Annotated in this window: 9 protein-coding genes; 2 read left to right on the plus strand and 7 right to left on the minus strand. The window is 73.7% G+C overall.

Features of this window, described 5'->3' with window-relative positions; genetic code table 11:
- Nucleotides 1-62 precede the first annotated feature (62 nt).
- The gene (locus Q8791_RS11435) at nt 63-1,928 is read left to right on the plus strand and encodes a serine/threonine-protein kinase (protein ID WP_330091619.1); all 1,866 of its coding nucleotides are present in this window, start codon (nt 63-65) and stop codon (nt 1,926-1,928) included.
- 52 nt (nt 1,929-1,980) lie between these two features.
- On the opposite strand, the gene Q8791_RS11440 is transcribed toward Q8791_RS11435, so the two are convergent.
- The 4 genes from Q8791_RS11440 to Q8791_RS11455 form a co-directional block, all read right to left on the minus strand.
- Nucleotides 1,981-3,279 (minus strand): DUF6891 domain-containing protein, encoded by a 1,299-nt coding sequence (locus Q8791_RS11440; RefSeq protein WP_330091620.1) that lies wholly within the window; start codon nt 3,277-3,279, stop codon nt 1,981-1,983.
- 173 nt (nt 3,280-3,452) lie between these two features.
- Nucleotides 3,453-4,493: a hypothetical protein gene (locus Q8791_RS11445; RefSeq protein WP_330091621.1), complete on the minus strand. Its 1,041-nt coding sequence runs from the start codon at nt 4,491-4,493 to the stop codon at nt 3,453-3,455.
- 207 nt (nt 4,494-4,700) lie between these two features.
- Complete coding sequence (locus tag Q8791_RS11450; protein WP_330091622.1) at nt 4,701-7,166, minus strand: ATP-binding protein; 2,466 nt, start codon at nt 7,164-7,166, stop codon at nt 4,701-4,703.
- A 449-nt stretch (nt 7,167-7,615) separates the two neighbouring features.
- The gene (locus Q8791_RS11455) at nt 7,616-8,275 is read right to left on the minus strand and encodes a GmrSD restriction endonuclease domain-containing protein (protein WP_330091623.1); all 660 of its coding nucleotides are present in this window, start codon (nt 8,273-8,275) and stop codon (nt 7,616-7,618) included.
- Between the two features lie 510 nt (nt 8,276-8,785).
- On the opposite strand from Q8791_RS11455, the gene thpD reads away from it, so the two are divergent.
- Complete coding sequence (gene thpD / locus Q8791_RS11460; protein ID WP_330091624.1) at nt 8,786-9,691, plus strand: ectoine hydroxylase; 906 nt, start codon at nt 8,786-8,788, stop codon at nt 9,689-9,691.
- Nucleotides 9,692-9,853: 162 nt separating this feature from the next.
- Here thpD and Q8791_RS11465 read toward each other — a convergent pair whose 3' ends face one another.
- From Q8791_RS11465 to Q8791_RS11475, 3 genes are all read right to left on the minus strand, one after another.
- Complete coding sequence (locus tag Q8791_RS11465) at nt 9,854-14,146, minus strand: TcpE family conjugal transfer membrane protein (RefSeq protein ID WP_330091625.1); 4,293 nt, start codon at nt 14,144-14,146, stop codon at nt 9,854-9,856.
- 18 nt (nt 14,147-14,164) lie between these two features.
- A complete protein-coding gene (locus tag Q8791_RS11470; protein WP_330091626.1) occupies nt 14,165-14,488 on the minus strand; it encodes a hypothetical protein in 324 nt (107 codons plus the stop codon).
- A 72-nt stretch (nt 14,489-14,560) separates the two neighbouring features.
- Nucleotides 14,561-15,511, minus strand: coding sequence for a conjugal transfer protein (locus Q8791_RS11475; RefSeq protein ID WP_330091627.1), 951 nt, complete (start codon nt 15,509-15,511; stop codon nt 14,561-14,563).
- Nucleotides 15,512-15,674: the final 163 nt, after the last annotated feature.

Consider the following 15,674-nt stretch of genomic DNA (forward strand, 5'->3'; position numbering starts at 1 on the left):
TAAGGCCTTTCTTGGATAGATTGGCTGCCCATCGCCCCCGCCTCCAGAAGGGATGCGCCCCTATGCCCACCCCCGGTCGTGCCTCCGTCGGCCGTTACGAGCTGCGAGAACGGCTCGGCGCGGGCGGAATGGGCACGGTGTGGCACGCCTGGGACCCCTCCCTCCAGCGCGACGTGGCCGTCAAGGAGGTCCTCCTTCCCGAGGGCATGGACCCGGAGGACCGCGCCGAGGCCCGTGCCCGCACGCTGCGCGAGGCGCAGGCGACCGCCAGGATCAGCAACACGTCGGTGGTCGTCATCCACGACGTCCTCGAACACGACGACAGCCCCTGGATCGTGATGGAGCTGCTGAGCGGGGTGTCGATGCAGCACCACCTGGACCAGCACGGGCCGATGCCGCTGGAACAGGTCGAGGAGGCGGCGAGGTCCCTGCTCGGGGGGTTGAGGGCGGCGCACGCGGCGGGGGTCACCCACCGGGACGTGAAGCCCGCCAACATCATGCTCACCGACGACGGCCGGACGGTCCTGACCGACTTCGGGATCGCGAACGTGGACGGGAGCGCGGCCCTGACCCAGACGGGCGTGTACATCGGGTCGCCCGAGTACATGGCGCCGGAACGGTTCGAGGGGGAGCGCGCGCTGCCCGCGTCCGACCTGTGGAGCCTGGGCGTCACCCTGTACTCCCTGTTGGAGGGGCACACCCCGTTCAAGCGGGACAGCATCACGGGGATCATCAGCGCGGTGCTGACCGCGCCCATGCCGCCCGCGCTGTCCGTGCCGGGGTACGGGTCGGCCCCGGCCGGCGCACCGCTGCGGACGCTCATCGGTGCGCTGCTCGACCGGGACGCGGCGCAGCGGCCCGACCCGACGGAGGCGCTGGCCCTCCTGGCGCGGGAGAGGCGCGCGCACACCGGGCACACGGCCTCCACCCCGGGCACGGGCCCGCAGAGCGCTGCCGGCGGCGGCCAGCCCGCGTACGGACCCGGGAGTCCCGTCGCCGGAGGAGTGACGCGGTGGCAGGAGACCGGGCCGAGCGGCGCGTACTCGGCGCACCGGAACCCGACCGGCGGGGAGGGGGCGTTCCCCCACACTCTGCGGCCCGGCGCCCCGGGAGGGCCGACGGTGCCCGGCGTGATCGGGATCCCCGCCGTGCCCGAGGGCCCGGGGGCTCCGGGCGCCCCCGTCCAGGGACCGCCCGGACACGGGGGGATGTCCGGCGCCCACCCGGTCCACTCCCGGCAGACGGGCCCCCAGAACGCGAACCCCCCGCACTCCGGCGGTCCGGGGACGGCCGGTGCCCCGGCGCCCCACGGAACCCACAACACCCCCCACCCGATGACGGCTCGCGGTGGCCAGCCGTACCAGCAGCAGCCGTACGGGCCTCCGACCGGGCAGGGGACGGGGCACAACACCCTGCCCGGGGAGGCGTCCACGGGGGCCGGGCCGGGCGTCGCCCGCCCGGGGTTCGCCCCGGCGGGCGGTGTGCCTCCCGTCTCCGGCGGCCGGCAGTCGTGGGCCCCGGCGGGGGCCGCCGCGCCCCGGCCGGTACCGGTGGTCGTCGCAGCGGTGATGCTGGGGATCAACGCGGCCTACCTGCTGTTCCTGACCGTGATGTTCGGGGCCGAGGCGCTGGGCGGGGACACGGGCAGCTGGGGCACGGTGCTCCTCCTGGGCCTGTGGGGTTCCTACTCGGTCATCGCGGCGGCCGGGACGGTCCTGCGCTCGCGCATCGTTTTCGGCGCCGTGGTGCTCGTCCAGGGGGTCGCGGCGGTCGGCTTGTTCTTCAGCCTGTTCTCGGTGCTGATCTACAACCCGGACCAGCTGGCGTTCTACCTGGCGGTACTGGTGTTCAACCTGGTGATCGGCGGCCTGCTGCTGCTTCCGCCGCGGGTGCGGGCGTACTTCGGGGTGGGCGCGGGCTCCGGCTGAGGACCGGCGGTCGCGGGACCGCGCGTCCCGCGCGGTGACCGGCCGCCGGGGCTCACCAGCGGGTGACCCGCAACCCGCCCAGGTCGGCCAGTGCGACCCTGCCCTCGTCGCCGAGGACGCGCACCATCTCCTCGGCCTCGGGGAGGCTGACGTGGCGGCCCCGGGCCAGGCTCTCCTCGGGCGAGGGGCTCTCCATCCACAGTCGGGGCCCGGGTTCCCACATCATCTGCACGACCCCCTCGCCCCGCGAGGCGAACACCGCGAACGTGCCCTTGACCGGGGTGAGCCGGTACACGAGGTGGCGTGCGGCCGCCGTCCGCATGGGCTCGGCGTAGTCCACGTACCCCGCCCCCTCCTCCGCGGTGTCGGCGTAGGTGACCTCCAGCAGGCCGGACGGCGAAGGGTGGGCGTCCTCCCCCGGCCAGGCGGCGCCGACCGCCCAGCGGCCCAGGGGCTCCTCCGCACGCTCGCGGGACAGCGCGGGACCGCCGGCGACCCGCAGGAGGTCGAAGTCGCGCGTGATCTCGGCGCTGTCGCCGTGGTCGCTCCGCAGGGTCGCGACGAACCCGCCGGGCATCCAGGGCAGGACCATGCGGGCGAACTCGCGGACGGCCACCCGCCCCTCGTAGCGGGTGATCCACGGGGGGACCGCGTACGGGCCGGGGCTGCCGATGCCGACCGTCACCATGGGTTCGCCGTCCGCGGCGGGGCCGGCGAAGGCCGCCTGCCGGTCCCAGCGCCGGTGGCTCCAGTCCGCGCGGACGCGCAGCTTGCGACCGGAGTCGCCGTCCCACTCGACGGTGAGCCCGTGGGCGCGCAGGACCTCCGCGACCTCCTCCCCGACGGCCGCGAGGCGGACCGGGTGGCTGGACTCGAAGCCGACGTACAGCGAACCGCCGTCGGCCGCGGCGAGGCTCTCCCCGTGGTGGTAGAACGCGTAGCCGCGGGTGGCTGCTCCGCCCGGCTCGGAGTTGCGGACGCCGAGCTCGGCGTCGAGCGCGGCCCTTCCGCAGGTGTCGCAGCAGGTGAAGTCCTCACGCGCGATGATCCCGGACTCGTCCAGGGCGCGGAAGGCGCGGGTGAGGCGTTCGCCGTCGGTGCGGGAGGGCCACCGGCGCTGCCGGTGGCGGTGGTCGGCGAGGGCCGCGTCGACCTGGTCGGGCAGGCGGGCGAGGGCCTCGCGCACCCGCGGGTCGTCGGGACCGGCCCCCTCCTCCAGGGAGTCGAGCAGGTCCGCCCGCGCGTGGTGGAGGATCTCGACGAACCCTCCGCGGCCGGAGGCGACCCGCGCCCGGACGCCCTCCCCCGCGTCGGCGCGGGGGAGGCGGTCGGGTTCCCGGACTTCACTCATCGGTCCAATGTGACAGAAGCCGCCGGGGTTCGGGGCGGGAGGCCCGCCTCCTCGCTGTCCGCATCCGGACAACTACCGCCCCCTGGTCACGGTGGGCGCGGAACCCGCTTTCCGCGCCCGGCACGACCGGGGCGGTTCGCGGAAGGCTGCCCCCGGGAGGTCCGGGCCCGTCCTCACCCGGGTCCGGTCAGCAGCCGGTCGGACATGAGCACGCGTTCGACGCGTTCGTCGCGGACCCGTCGGGCCGACTCGGCGGTGTCGGACAGTGCGGACACGTCCGCCGAGGCGGTGCCGAGGCACCCCGCGGAGACCAGGTGGTCGACGTAGTCGGCGTTCGAGTCCACCGCCTCCTGGCACTGCTCCCATTCCCTGTGGGCCGCCACGGCCTGCTCCACCAGGGCCCCGTACGCGGTGATCTGGGCGACGCGGGCGCGCACCGCCTCCTCCACCGCGCCCAGGTGCTCCCGCTGGGGTCTGAGCGCCTCCCTGACCCTGGGCGACACGGCCCGCTGCCACCGGCGGAGGTGGGCGCGGCGCAGCTCCCTCTGCCGGGAGAGGAGGGAGGCGATCCGCCACTCCTGGTCGCGGAGGACGGCCACCGCCCTGTCGGTGTCCAGAGCCTCCGCGCCGAGGTCGGTACGGGCGTCCGACACCAGGTCGATCGTGCGCTGCACCTCGCCCAGGAGGGCGCGGTCCGTCTCGGCGAGGTCGTCGGGGAGGACGACGAACTGCTGCCGGGGCCCCTGGACGGTCTGCCCCGCCCTCGCCGTGAGGGAGTCGACGGCCACCATGGCGACGAGGACGCCGAACAGCACCCACGGCATGCCGGGGAACGGGTCCTGGGGGACGACCTCCATCAGCCACGCCGGGGTGGTGGCGGCAGTTCCCACCCCGACGAGGGCTCCCGCGGCCCGGACCGCGGGATGGGCGTCCCCGCGGCAGGCCAGGGCCACGACGTAGGCGACCAGGCTGATGCTGACGATCACCATGCCCAGGTACCACCCCGCTGTGAACAGGGCCAGGGCGGTGGTGAAGCCGACCCCGAGCAGCTGGACGCCGCCCTCCCGCAGCCGGGCCCGGCGCCCTGCCGCCTCGGTGTCGTAGCGGCGCGGAAAGCGGTCGGGCGCGCGCGCCTGCCAGGTGACCTCCTCCCGCAGTTCCTCGGGCAGTGAGGGGTCGACGACGGGTCGCGGCCGGATGACGTCCTCACTCATGGGCGGTCCCTCGTGAGTGGTGGGTCTGTCGGGAGGCGGGGCGGGGGCGGGCACCCGGGGAGGAGCCCGACAAACTAGGAGATGCCCACCCCGGGGGCGCCCCGAACCTGCCATCCGGGTCGCCTTTGCCGCGTGGCGCCCACCGATCCGCGGAGGACCGCTCCGAGCTGCGGCGGGCCCGTCAGGCGAACGGGCCCGCCCCTCCCGTCAGGCCGGTCCGTCGTGTCCGGCCGCCACCAGACCGTCGTCGCCCGGGCGCTGCCGGGTGGGGTTGGTGTCCAGCCAGCGCAGCAGACCCTCGGAGACGAGGTCGACGCCGATCCGTCCGGCCCGGCCGTCCAGGTCCCGGAACAGGCACTCGCCGTTGCCCAGGTTGCGCAGGACCGCGAGGTGGTCCTCGGTGGGTTCGACCCCGAGCAGGGCCATGACGCTCTCGACCTCGAAGCGTTCGCTGGAGCGGAACGCGAACACGGAGGACAGGCAGTTGGTCACCTGTTCGTTCAGGAGGTCCCCCGCGTTCTGGGACACGAGGATGAGCGCGGTGTTGCGGGAGCGGCCCATCCGGGACACCTCGGGGACGAGTTTGGCTCCCTCGGGGGTGGAGGTGACCGCCCACGCCTCGTCGAGGAAGATCGCCTTGGGGAGGTGGCGGTCCAGGCCGTTCATCAGGCGGCGGGCGAACTGGGACACCAGGTAGAGCAGGGCGACGGAGAGTCTCTGCTCGTAGGAGTAGTCGTCGCGGCCCACGCCGGAGTCGGGCAGGGTGAGCCCGCCCAGGGTGAACACGGTGGTCCACCCCTCGGTGTCGATCTGCGTCTCGCCCTGCGGGTCGAAGCACAGCGAGGCGAGCCGCATCTCCGACATGGACTGGAGGACCGCGCCCAGGTTGCGGGAGGCGGCGCCAGGCGAGGAGACCAGGTGGTCGACGACCTTGGCGAGGGACGGCTGGGGCTGGTTGGCGACGGCGGCGACCGCCTGGATCATGGCGGACTCGCGCTCCTCGCTCATGCGGGGCAGGAGGAGCCGCAGGGTCTCGGTGGCCATGGTCTTCTTGGCGGCGAGGTCGTCGCCGAACGCGAACGGGTCGAGCAGCCCGGGCTGGGCCGATCCCAGCGACATGGTCCTGGCCTTGCGGCCCCGGCGCTGGAGGAGTTCGATGAGCGATTCGGCGTCGCCCTTGGGGTCGATGGCGGCGACGGTGACGCCGCGCAGGGCCAGCTGGTAGATGAGCAGGAGCGCGAGGGTGGTCTTGCCGCCGCCGGGCTCGCCGGTGATGGCGATGGCGGTGGGGCGGTTGCGCGCGGCGGCGACCATCGGGTCGAAGTGGACGATGGAGCGGGCCCGGCCGATGCTCTCGCCGATGTAGGGGCCGACCCAGCCGCCGCCGCTGTGGTCGACGCGGTCCCCGACGTCGACGGTGGCGGTGGGCATGCCGCCCGCGATGGTGCGCAGCGGCTGGCGCTGGGCGTATGCCTGGAGCCGGATGCGGTCCCCGGGCAGGGACTCGTTGAACAGGGAGAACTGGTCCCCGGTGGAGTTGATGACGTCGATGCCGATGTCGCGGTAGTGCTCGACCACGGCCTCGACCTGTTGGACGAGGAGGCGCTCGGTGGGCGCGGACACCATGAGTCTGTGCCAGCCGTAGACGAAGGGCAGGCGCTCCTTGGTGATGCCGTGCTCCAGCATGCGGGCGGCGTCGATCTGCTCGGCGAGCGCGATGGGGGCCTCCACCCCGGCCTCGCGGATGTGCGCGTCCATGTCGCGGGCGTGCGCGAGTTTGCGGCCGACGTCCTTGGAGGCCTTGGCGGGAGGGATGAGCTTCATCCGCAGGGACACCTCGACCGGGAAGGGCAGCGAGTCGGCGTGGTGCAGCCACGGTTCACCGTCCGGGAAGGGCATCAGGTCCGGGAACCGGGCGAAGGACAGGAACGCGACGTGGGTGGATCCGGAGGGCTGTTCGAGGCGGAGCATGGAGCGGCCGTTGTGGACGACCCCGTCGACCAGTGCCTCGATCTCGCCGCGCCCCCAGGTGCGGCGGCCCGCGGCGGAGGGGCGGACGTCCTCGGCGCTGCCGCTGACGGAGTGCCGGATGAGCCAGGCGATCTCGTCGGAGGTCGCGTGGCGCGCGTGCAGGGAGCTGGCGGCCAGGGCGCGGCCGAGCCGCTCGGACTGGTCGGTCCAGCGGGCGATCTCCTTGTCGTCCACGGCGTCGTCGTTGATGCCGAGGGCCTCCTCGGTGCGCTGGTAGGCACCGAAAACCTGGGAGAACAGGCCGAGCCCGGTACCGGAACCCCGCAGGCCGAGGCGGACGCCGAGGTAGACCTCCTTGGTCCAGAAGTCCTTGGCCCACACGTGCCGGTACATCTCGTCGAGGTAGTCGTACCAGCCGGCCCCCGAGTCGGAGGTGCCGTCCAGGGTGGTCGCCCACTGCGCGGCCGGGTAGGTGCGGTGGGCGACGCGCAGGTGGACCTCGGCGTCGTTCATGCGGATGGCGGCGAGGGCGATGGTGATGTTGGTGGCGAGGGCCTGGCGCTCCTCCGGGGTGGTGAACTCGTACGACACCGTCGGCAGCCGGAAGTAGGCCCAGGCCTCGTTGTCACTGAAGAGCACGCGGTCGTCGAAGTAGCGGACCGCGAGGCGGGTCGCGCCGCGGGTCCCCCTGGTGCCGGTCATCTCTGAGCCCTTCTGGTCGCGTCGCGTGTCGGGGTGCGTCCGGAAGGCGGACGCACCCGGGCCTGCCGCCTGTGCCGCCTTCCATAGTGGAGCATCGTGCCGGGGCCGTAGAAGCGGACGGGGTTACGGCGCGCCAGAATCCCGAGGAAAACGTCTCAGGGCCCGTGCGGGCGTCGTCCGCAGCCCGGTGGAGGCGCCGGTGGGGGTTTCCCCTGCGGTCCCGGTGGCGGGAGGGGTCCCGGGCTCCGTGCCGACGCACCGTGTCCTCCTGTGGCAGTGCCCCCGTCGTGCCCCGCCCACGCCCTTCGGCCACACCCGAACCCGTGTCCCCTCCCCTCGCTCGGCTCACCACTGCCCCGGAGGCGCTCCCGTACACGAGCGGGCCCGCCTCCCCTGGAGGGAGGCGGGCCCCGTCGACCGCGGGCGGTCGGTCACCGGTGGTACCCGGTTCAGCAGGCGGAGTCGATGGTGCCCTGGATGGAGGACTTCTCCGTGGACGTCACGGTGAGGTCGTACACGTACTTCACGTTGATCCAGGACTTGACGTAGTCGCAGTGGACGGTGGTGTTGGTCGGCATCCACTGGGACGGGTCCTTGTCCCCCTTGGACCCGTTGCTGGACGGGGTGGCGAGCCACAGCTGCGAGCTGGTCACGTCGTTGGCGAAGTCGGCGCGCTGGGACGTGGTCCAGTCGGCGGCCCCCGTCTTCCACGCCTCGCTCAGCGGCACCTGGTGGTCCACGCTGATGTCGGAGGGCTGGTCGTACACCCAGGAGTCGTCGAAGGCGCTGTACCAGCTGCCGGACGTCGGCTGGCAGTCGTCGTTGGTGACCACGTCGTGGCCGTCGCGGAGCAGGACGACCTGGCGGGCGGTGCAGGGGCTGTCGACGACGTTCCAGTGCGGGAAGAGGCTGCGGTCGTAGCCGGTCTGCGGTCCCTTGGCCGCGACGGTGAGGGAGTTGAGCTGGGTCTGGGCCGCGGAGGTGCTGGGGATGTTGGGCGGCAGGACGTGGTCGGCGGCCGCGGGGGCGGCCCATCCGAGGACGGCGGCGAGGGTCGCCGCGGCGGCGGTCGCGATCACGCGCGAAACCGCACGGGGGAAGGGGGTCACGTTTTCTCCTCTTGAGCGGGTCGAGGAAACAAGGACCCCACTACTCTGGGGTAATACGGCCTCTCGCGCCAGTCCCGGACGGGGAATTCACGCCTGATCGGACGTTGTTTCGGGGAGACGGAACACTTACTTGTGAATCAACCCCTGTGCCAAATACGTGTGATCCAGCACACGCCCGAATCGCCCAGGGTGACGGCGTGTTTCGGCGGATGCGAGCACGGCGGGTCGACCTGCATCGACGGCGGGGCTGTCCGGCCGACGACCACCCGGAGTGACACAGGGCAGGTGGACGTGGCGAACCGGGGCATCGGGGACGCCCTGGAGAAGGGAGCCGCCGCAGAGGGGGCGGCTGTTTTGGCCCATAAGTGAAACCGTCGTACCCGGAAAGGTAACCGACAAACACGGGAGCCAGAATCGATTCGGGAAATGCCGTCCGTTGTTTGTTAAGTTCGCATGTCGTAGGGAACGCCGTCTACCTCAGAGAGGACGAACCCCACGAGGGGACAGGCCATGACTCTCCTGATCGACATCCCGACCGCGGACGAGTACCCGACCCGCAAGGCCCACGAACCAGCCCTTCTCTACCGCAGGTCGCCCACCGTGTGGGGGTCTGCCGACGGCGGCCCCTTCTCCGCCGAGGAGATCGCGGACTACGACAGGCGCGGCTACACCCAGATCGACTCCCTCGTCAGCGGCGAGGAGGTCCAGGCCTACCGCGCCGAACTGGAGCGGCTGTCGGCCGACCCCGCTCTGCACGGGGACGACCGCGTGGTCGTCGACCCCGAGACGGGCAGGGTCCAGTCCGTCTTCGGAGTGCACGGCCTCAGCGACGTCTTCGCCTCGCTGGTCAACGACCCGCGCCTGGTGGAGCGCGCACGGCAGATCCTCGGCTCCGACGTGTACGTGCACCAGAGCCGCGTCAACCACAAGCCCGGCTTCGGCGGCGGCGCGTTCTTCTGGCACTCCAACTTCGAGACCTGGCACGCCGAGGACGGCATGCCGCGTATGCGGGCGGTGAGCTTCTCCGTCGCCCTGACCGAGAACCACCCCCACAACGGCGCCCTCATGGCCATCCCCGGTTCGCACCGCACGTTCGTGTCGTGTGTGGACCCGTCCCCGAGCCCGCACCACCGGACCCCGCCCAAGACGCGCGGCGTCGGGGTGCCCGACGAGAGTTCGCTGTCGCTGCTGGCCCACCAGCACGGCATCGAGGTGCTCACCGGGCCCGCGGGCGGAGCGACCGTGTTCGACTCCAACTGCATGCACGGTTCGGGGGACAACATCACGCCGCACCCGCGGTCGGACGTGTTCGTGGTGTTCAACAGCGTGGACAACGCCTGCACCGCGCCCTTCGGCTCCTCCGGGCCCCGCCCGGAGCACATCGCCTCCCGGGACTTCTCCCCCGCCGGGCGCTGAACCACCGCCGCGCGGACGGGCCCCGCTCCCGCCCGTGCGGCGGTTCACCACCGCTCCGTGACGCGTCGGTGCCCGGAGCCCTCTGAGGGCTCCGGGCACCGACGCGCGCCCCGGGGCGGGCGTGCCCGGCGGCCCGGACGCGAAGGGAGCGCCCGGCCGCCCCTACCGGACCAGTGCGTTGACGAGGACGCCGCCGAGCGCGCCGTGGGCGCGCTTGGTGGCCGGGCGCAGGGCGCCGACGTCGATCTTGGTGTAGGACGAGCCCAGGTGGTCGTCCCACGGGATGCGGACGATGGCCCGGCAGCGCCCCCGCGCGACCCGCTCGGCGGCGTCGACGTCGTTGAGGCTGCGCTTGCTGACGCCGTTGACGACGAGCACCGAGTTGGCGCGCAGCGCGTTGTAGCCGTTGCCGTCCAGCCAGTCGAACGTCATCGAGACAGCCCGTTCTGCGTCGGCGTTGGCCGGGGCCACCAGCACGAGACCGTCGGCGACCGGGAGGGCGCGCGCCACCCCGGTGGCCGCCGGGTCCAGGAGGGTGACGCCGTAGAACGAGCCGAGCAGGGACGCCAGCTGGCCGTAGTCCCGGTCGTCGAGGGTCTGGACGTAGGGGTCGTCCAGGGTCTGGACGACCTCCAGGCCGGTTCCCGACTGGCTGGTGTAGTCGCTCATCCGGGAGTAGTCCCCGATCGCGTCCGCGTTGGCGAGCAGGGCGGTCAGGGTCTCCGGGGTCTGGGCGCCGACCCTGCGGGAGAGGCCGTTGGGGCCGGGGTTGACGTCGACCGCGACGACCAGGTCGTCGCGGTGCGCGGCCAGGGTGTGGCCGATCATCAGCGTGGTGACCGTCTGTCCCGCTCCGCCCGTGCATCCCAGGACGACGAGGCTGCGCGGACCGTCGAGCGGGGTGCGCAGCCGCTCGATGTCGCTGGGGGGCAGGTCCGACCGGACGGGCGCCGCCCCTCCGGTGACGACCTTGGCCAGCCGGCGCCAGCCCCGGGTGCCTCCGGACTCGCTGCCGCCGGGCTCGCCGCGGGCGGGCTCCTCGGGTTCACGGACCGGCTCGGGCGGCAGGACCCGCTGCGACGGGACGCCGTTGGGCGTGTCGCCCAGGCGTTCCTGTTCGCCGGTGCCGTGGTCGAGTTCCAGCTGGGGTTTGGGCTCCCTCGCGGCCGGCTCCGGCTCGTCGCCCGGGACGGGCTGCCCGAAGAGCTGACCGAGCTTGCGGGCGTTCTGGGCGACCCGGTGGAAGACGCCGTCTCCGGGGTCACCGTCGCGGGTGTCCTGGCCGGGGTGGGTCTCGTGGCCGGGGTGGGTGTCCTGCTCGCCACCGTGTGCCCGGGCGTCCTGTCCGGCGGCGCCGTCGCGGACGCCGTCGGCCGGCGGGGCGGCGGCGGTGCCCGTCCCGTGGGACCACAGGTCCTCGGAGCCGGCCCTCTCCGCCGCGAGCGCCCCGGCCATGCTGGGGTTGCCCCGGGGATCGCGCGCCGCGCGCTCGCGCCCGGCCGTGTCGGCCCGGCCCTCGGTGCGGGCGTCCCCGTCGGAGCGCGCCCCCTCCGCGGGTCGCGCGTCCTCCACCGTGCCGGTGGCGCGCATGCTCCACCTCGTACGCGAGGAGGCTTCGTCGGAGTCGGCCCCGGAACCGGCCGCCTCGGCACGGGCGGTCTCGGAGCGGGTACCCGCCTGGCGCACACCGTCCGTTCGGGCCTCCGGGGTGTCGGCGGCGCGCCGCACGCCCCTGCCGTCCTCCGCTCCGAGGGTGCGCCGGTCGTCGTCGCCGTGACCGGCCGACCGCCGGTCCGTGTCGCGCCCCGCCGCGGCGCGGCGGCGGGCCAGGGCCGCGGCCTCGGCCTCCTCCAGGTCGGAGACGGTGCGTCGGCGCGCCGCCTCGGCCCCGGGGTCCGCCCACACGTTGCGGTCGGCGCGTTCGGGTTCGTCGCGGACCTCGACGAAGCTGACGAGCTCGCCGGTCCCGTGGTCGAGCTGGGTGGGTGGTTTGGGCTCGTCGGTCGGAGGGGTCGGGTCCGGTTCGATCTGCTCCGTCTCCGGAGCCGCCGCAGCCGTCTGCGGCGCGGCCGTTTCGGTCGCCCTTTCCGTGTCGGGAGCGACGGCGGTGTCGGAAGCGTCGGCGGCCCCGGGCGTGGCGGTGGCGTCCTCGCGCAGCTCGCTGGCCGGGATCACCGGGTTCCCGCGGTCGCCGACCTTGGGCTGGTCCGGGTGGCGCTTCTTCCCGTCCTCGAACCACTCGGCGGGGTCGCGGGGGGTGTCCCGCTCGGTGCTGGGTACGGCGTCGGCGAACTTGGGGCGGGGCGGCGCCGGCGTGTCGGCGGTGATGAGGTGCCGGTCGAGCACGGACATGTGCGCGTCCCACTCCGGGCCCCGGTCCTCCGGCTCCTCCTCGGGCGGCCTGGACATGGCGTCGTGCTCGCCGGTGCCGTGGTCCAGCTCCAGCGCCGGGACGGCGTCCACGGCACGGGGGGCTCCGGCCCGGCGCGCGGTGTCCTCCGCGCGCTGCGGTTCGGGGTCCTCGGTGGAACGGGTGCTGGCGTCCTGCGCCCCGTCGGCGGGGGCCGACGGGGCCCCGGAGGAGACGGCCGCGGGGACCGCCCCGGACGCGGTGGGGGTGGTGTGCTCCTCGGAGGCACGGGGGGCGTCGTCGTCCGCGCCGTCCGGCTCGGCGGCAGGCCCCGCCGCGTGCGGCGGCGCCTGCTCGGCACCGTCGTCGCGGTCCTCCTCCACCGGGGCGGCGGAGGCCGGGGGCAGCCAGGGCAGGGCGGTCTCGGCGGCGGGCCGTCCCGTCGCGGCCGCGAAGCGGGCCGCGTAGTCGGACAGGTCCGCGTGCTCGGCGGGGTCCTCCTTGCCCTGCTCCTCCCCGAGGTCCCACGGGGCGGCGTGCGGGCGGCCCCGGCGGCGCGTGCGCTCCTCGGCCCTCTCCGCCGCGGGGGATCCCTTCCCCCGGGCGGGGTCCGCCGCCTGTTCCGGAAGGCCGAGGCCCTGGGCCCGGACCTGGCGCTCTTCCCGGGGGCCCCGCTCGCGCACCTGGTCGGTGCGGCGCTCCTCCAGGTCCTTGGCGACCTGGATCCCCTGGGTGCGGCCGCGCAGGCGCCGCGCGGCGGGCGACTCGTCCTCCGGCCCGGGGTCGGGGGCGGACATGACCTCCTCGGCGCGGCGGCGCTCCCGGACGGGGTTGCGCCTCCCGGCGGGGGACACCGCGTCGGCGACCTCGTCCCGGCTCAGCGCGCCGGTGTCACCGACGGAGTAGGCGCTCTTGGAGGTGAGGCCGACGGGGGTCTCACCGGAGGAGGCGCGCAGGTTCGCGAACCACGCCTCACTGTCGCGGTGCTCGTCGTTCTCGGTCGCGTACAGCCGGTCGTCGCCGAACCCGTCCGCTCCCCCGCCCTGGTCGTGTTCCTCGTCGCGGTCGGGGGCCTCCGGGGAGGCCGGAGGCGCGGGTTGGAGGGCCAGCCCGAAGTAGTTGAGCACGCGGCGGCCGACGCCTCGGCGCGGGCCCTCCGGCGTGCCGGGGTCCCCGGTGGTCGCCGGGTCGGCCTCGAACGCGCGGGGGTTCTCGCTCCAGGCGTCCGCCGGAGCGCGGTCGTCGGGTTCCGCGCGGGCGGCGACGGAGACCGGGATCCGCTCCTCGCGCGCGGGGGCCCCGGCCTCCCTCGGCGCGGACGTGCCCGCGAGTTCCGGAGCCCGCTGTTCCCTGCGGGACTCGGCCGCGTCCCGGAGGGCGGGCCGGGACGATCGTGCGTACGCGTCCCCGGTGAGGACGCGTCCGGCCGCGGGCAGCGCGGGGGCGGCGGAGGCGCGCGCCGGCACCCGCTCCTCCTCCCGCACGTGCTCCGGGTCGGCTTCGGCCGGGGCCCGTTCGGGCACGGCCGGGGTGTAGGCGGGTGCGTCCTCGACAGTCGGCGCCGACGCGGACGCGGGTTCGGCCACACCGCGCAGCGGGGGCGCGGTGTCGGGGGTGAGGCGCAGGGGGGCGGTGTCCTCGACGGGGGCCTCGGCCGGCTCGGCCCCGGTCTCCACGGCGTGGCGCTCGGCGCGGCGGCGCCCGGGCATGGCGAGCGGACCCGCCTCGGGGTCCCGGTGCCACACGCGCACCGCCACGCGGACCTCGGACGGCTCGTACTCCGGGGCCAGGCGGGTGTAGACCCTGGCCTCGGCGAGGAAGCGCGCCTGGGAGATGAGCAGTTCGGTGAGCCGCTTGCCCTCGACGACCGGCCGTGTGGCCAGCACCGTGATCACCCCGGGGGGCACGACCCAGAGAACCAGGTGCCAGCCGTTGCCGAACGCGAAGGGCGCGTTGAGGATGCTGAGCAGGACCACCCAGAGCGCGAACACGCCCAGGGCGACCCCGAACGTGCCCACCGGGAGCGGCATGGGCAGCCGGAAATCGTAGAGCTTGTACAGCCGCTTCTCGATACGCCAGATGTTGGTGTACGTGGGCAGATCCACGTTCCCGGCCTCCCTCGCCTATTCCGTCGATACGCCCATCGCTCGGGCGAGCGCCACTGCGATGACCTCGATGATGCCGGGGACGTAGAACACGATCCCGATGAAGATCGCCAGGATGATGAACTGCGCGAAGCGTGTGATCTCCCTGGTGAACAGGAAGAACACCGCCACGATGGACACGATGACGAGGAAGAGCGGCCCGAAGAAGCCGCGCAGGAAGTCGGCCAGGCCACCGGTGTCGGGGGCGTTCTCCGTCGGGGTCGTCTCGACCGCGAGGAGGAGCAGGTCGGTGGCGCCGACGGCATGGAACACGTCCGGTGTGGATGACAGCAGGGGGAGCATGTCAGGCGCCGTCCTCCGCTGTCGTGACTGGTGTGCTCATGGTTCTTCTCGTCTCCTTGCCTACTGGCCCCGTCACTCGCCGAACGAGCGAGGGGCGCCCTGGATGTCGCGGACGTGCCACTCGGTTCCGGAGTTCACGACCGTGACCAGGTAGTTCTGCGTCACCTGTCCGGCTTCGGCCCCGTCGGAGGCCGGGACGCTCCACGTGACCGTGGTCGCTACCTGTCGTACGTCATCATCCACGTTCGGGGACTGTGATGGCACCGTCATATCGGACAGTTCCACGAATTCCAGACTGTTCTCCGGAAGTGGGGCGATGGTGACGCCCGGTTCGACGTAGCGTTCCAGGTGCGCGGGCTCCCCCGCGTAGGCCTCGAAGAAGCCCGGCAGCACCTCCGTGAGCTGCTCGCCGGCCTGCGGGTCGGTCTCGAAGGAGGCGCCCTCCGGCAGGCTGGCCCGGGTGGGCGGGGCGAGGAAGGCGGGGGTGCCGGCCACCACGAGGGACTCCCCGTCGGCGTAGACGGGCACGTCCATGCGCATGGGTTCGCCGTTGACGTCGGCCCGCACGATGACGGAGGCGTTGTGGTCGTCGTGGACGTCCACGGCGACGACCGTGAGGTTGTCCCCGGTGAGGCTGTCCACGGGGACGTCGAGCGCGGCGGCCTCGCCCTCGGGGACGAACGCCGCCAGGGCCGACAGGCGGGCCTCGGAGTCGGAGGTGTCGAGGTAGGTGTCGGCGAAGCGGAGCCCGAAGGCCGCGGCCGCCGTCTCCGGGTAGGCGGGCTCCTCGGTCTGCTCGGGCTCGCCCGAGGCCGTGGGCAGGGCGAACCCGCCGCGCAGGGGGAACCAGATGCCGTTGAAGATGACGACGATGATGAACGCCCACAGGACGGCGCGTCCCACGCCCACCCACCAGCGCCCGCCCGACCCGGCACGGGGCCGTCGGGTTCGGGGGGCGTCGAACTCCATCTCGTCGCCCTCCCGGTCACGTACGGCGGTGCCGCGTCGTGACGCCTTCGCCATCCCCGCCTCCTGCACACAGTTCCGAGCCGCCCGCTCCGGACGGCGTATCCGCCAAGCCTTGTCTACCCCATCCCTATAGTGAGGCATTGTGGGGGTTGGGAGCTGCCTCCGTGACTCCGCGTTTCCCCGCCAACAGTGCAATGCGCACACCGACAGAACCTCG

The organism is Nocardiopsis codii (assembly GCF_036327455.1).
Lineage (GTDB): Bacteria > Actinomycetota > Actinomycetes > Streptosporangiales > Streptosporangiaceae > Nocardiopsis > Nocardiopsis codii.

Coding starts and splice junctions, on each gene's coding strand:
- Q8791_RS11450 (WP_330091622.1), bottom strand. CDS start 7,166: ATGACCGGCACCAGGGGGACCCGCGGCGCGACCCGCCTCGCGGTCCGC.
- thpD (WP_330091624.1), top strand. CDS start 8,786: ATGACTCTCCTGATCGACATCCCGACCGCGGACGAGTACCCGACCCGC.
- Q8791_RS11440 (WP_330091620.1), bottom strand. CDS start 3,279: ATGAGTGAAGTCCGGGAACCCGACCGCCTCCCCCGCGCCGACGCGGGG.
- Q8791_RS11475 (WP_330091627.1), bottom strand. CDS start 15,511: ATGGCGAAGGCGTCACGACGCGGCACCGCCGTACGTGACCGGGAGGGC.
- Q8791_RS11435 (WP_330091619.1), top strand. CDS start 63: ATGCCCACCCCCGGTCGTGCCTCCGTCGGCCGTTACGAGCTGCGAGAA.
- Q8791_RS11445 (WP_330091621.1), bottom strand. CDS start 4,493: ATGAGTGAGGACGTCATCCGGCCGCGACCCGTCGTCGACCCCTCACTG.
- Q8791_RS11470 (WP_330091626.1), bottom strand. CDS start 14,488: ATGCTCCCCCTGCTGTCATCCACACCGGACGTGTTCCATGCCGTCGGC.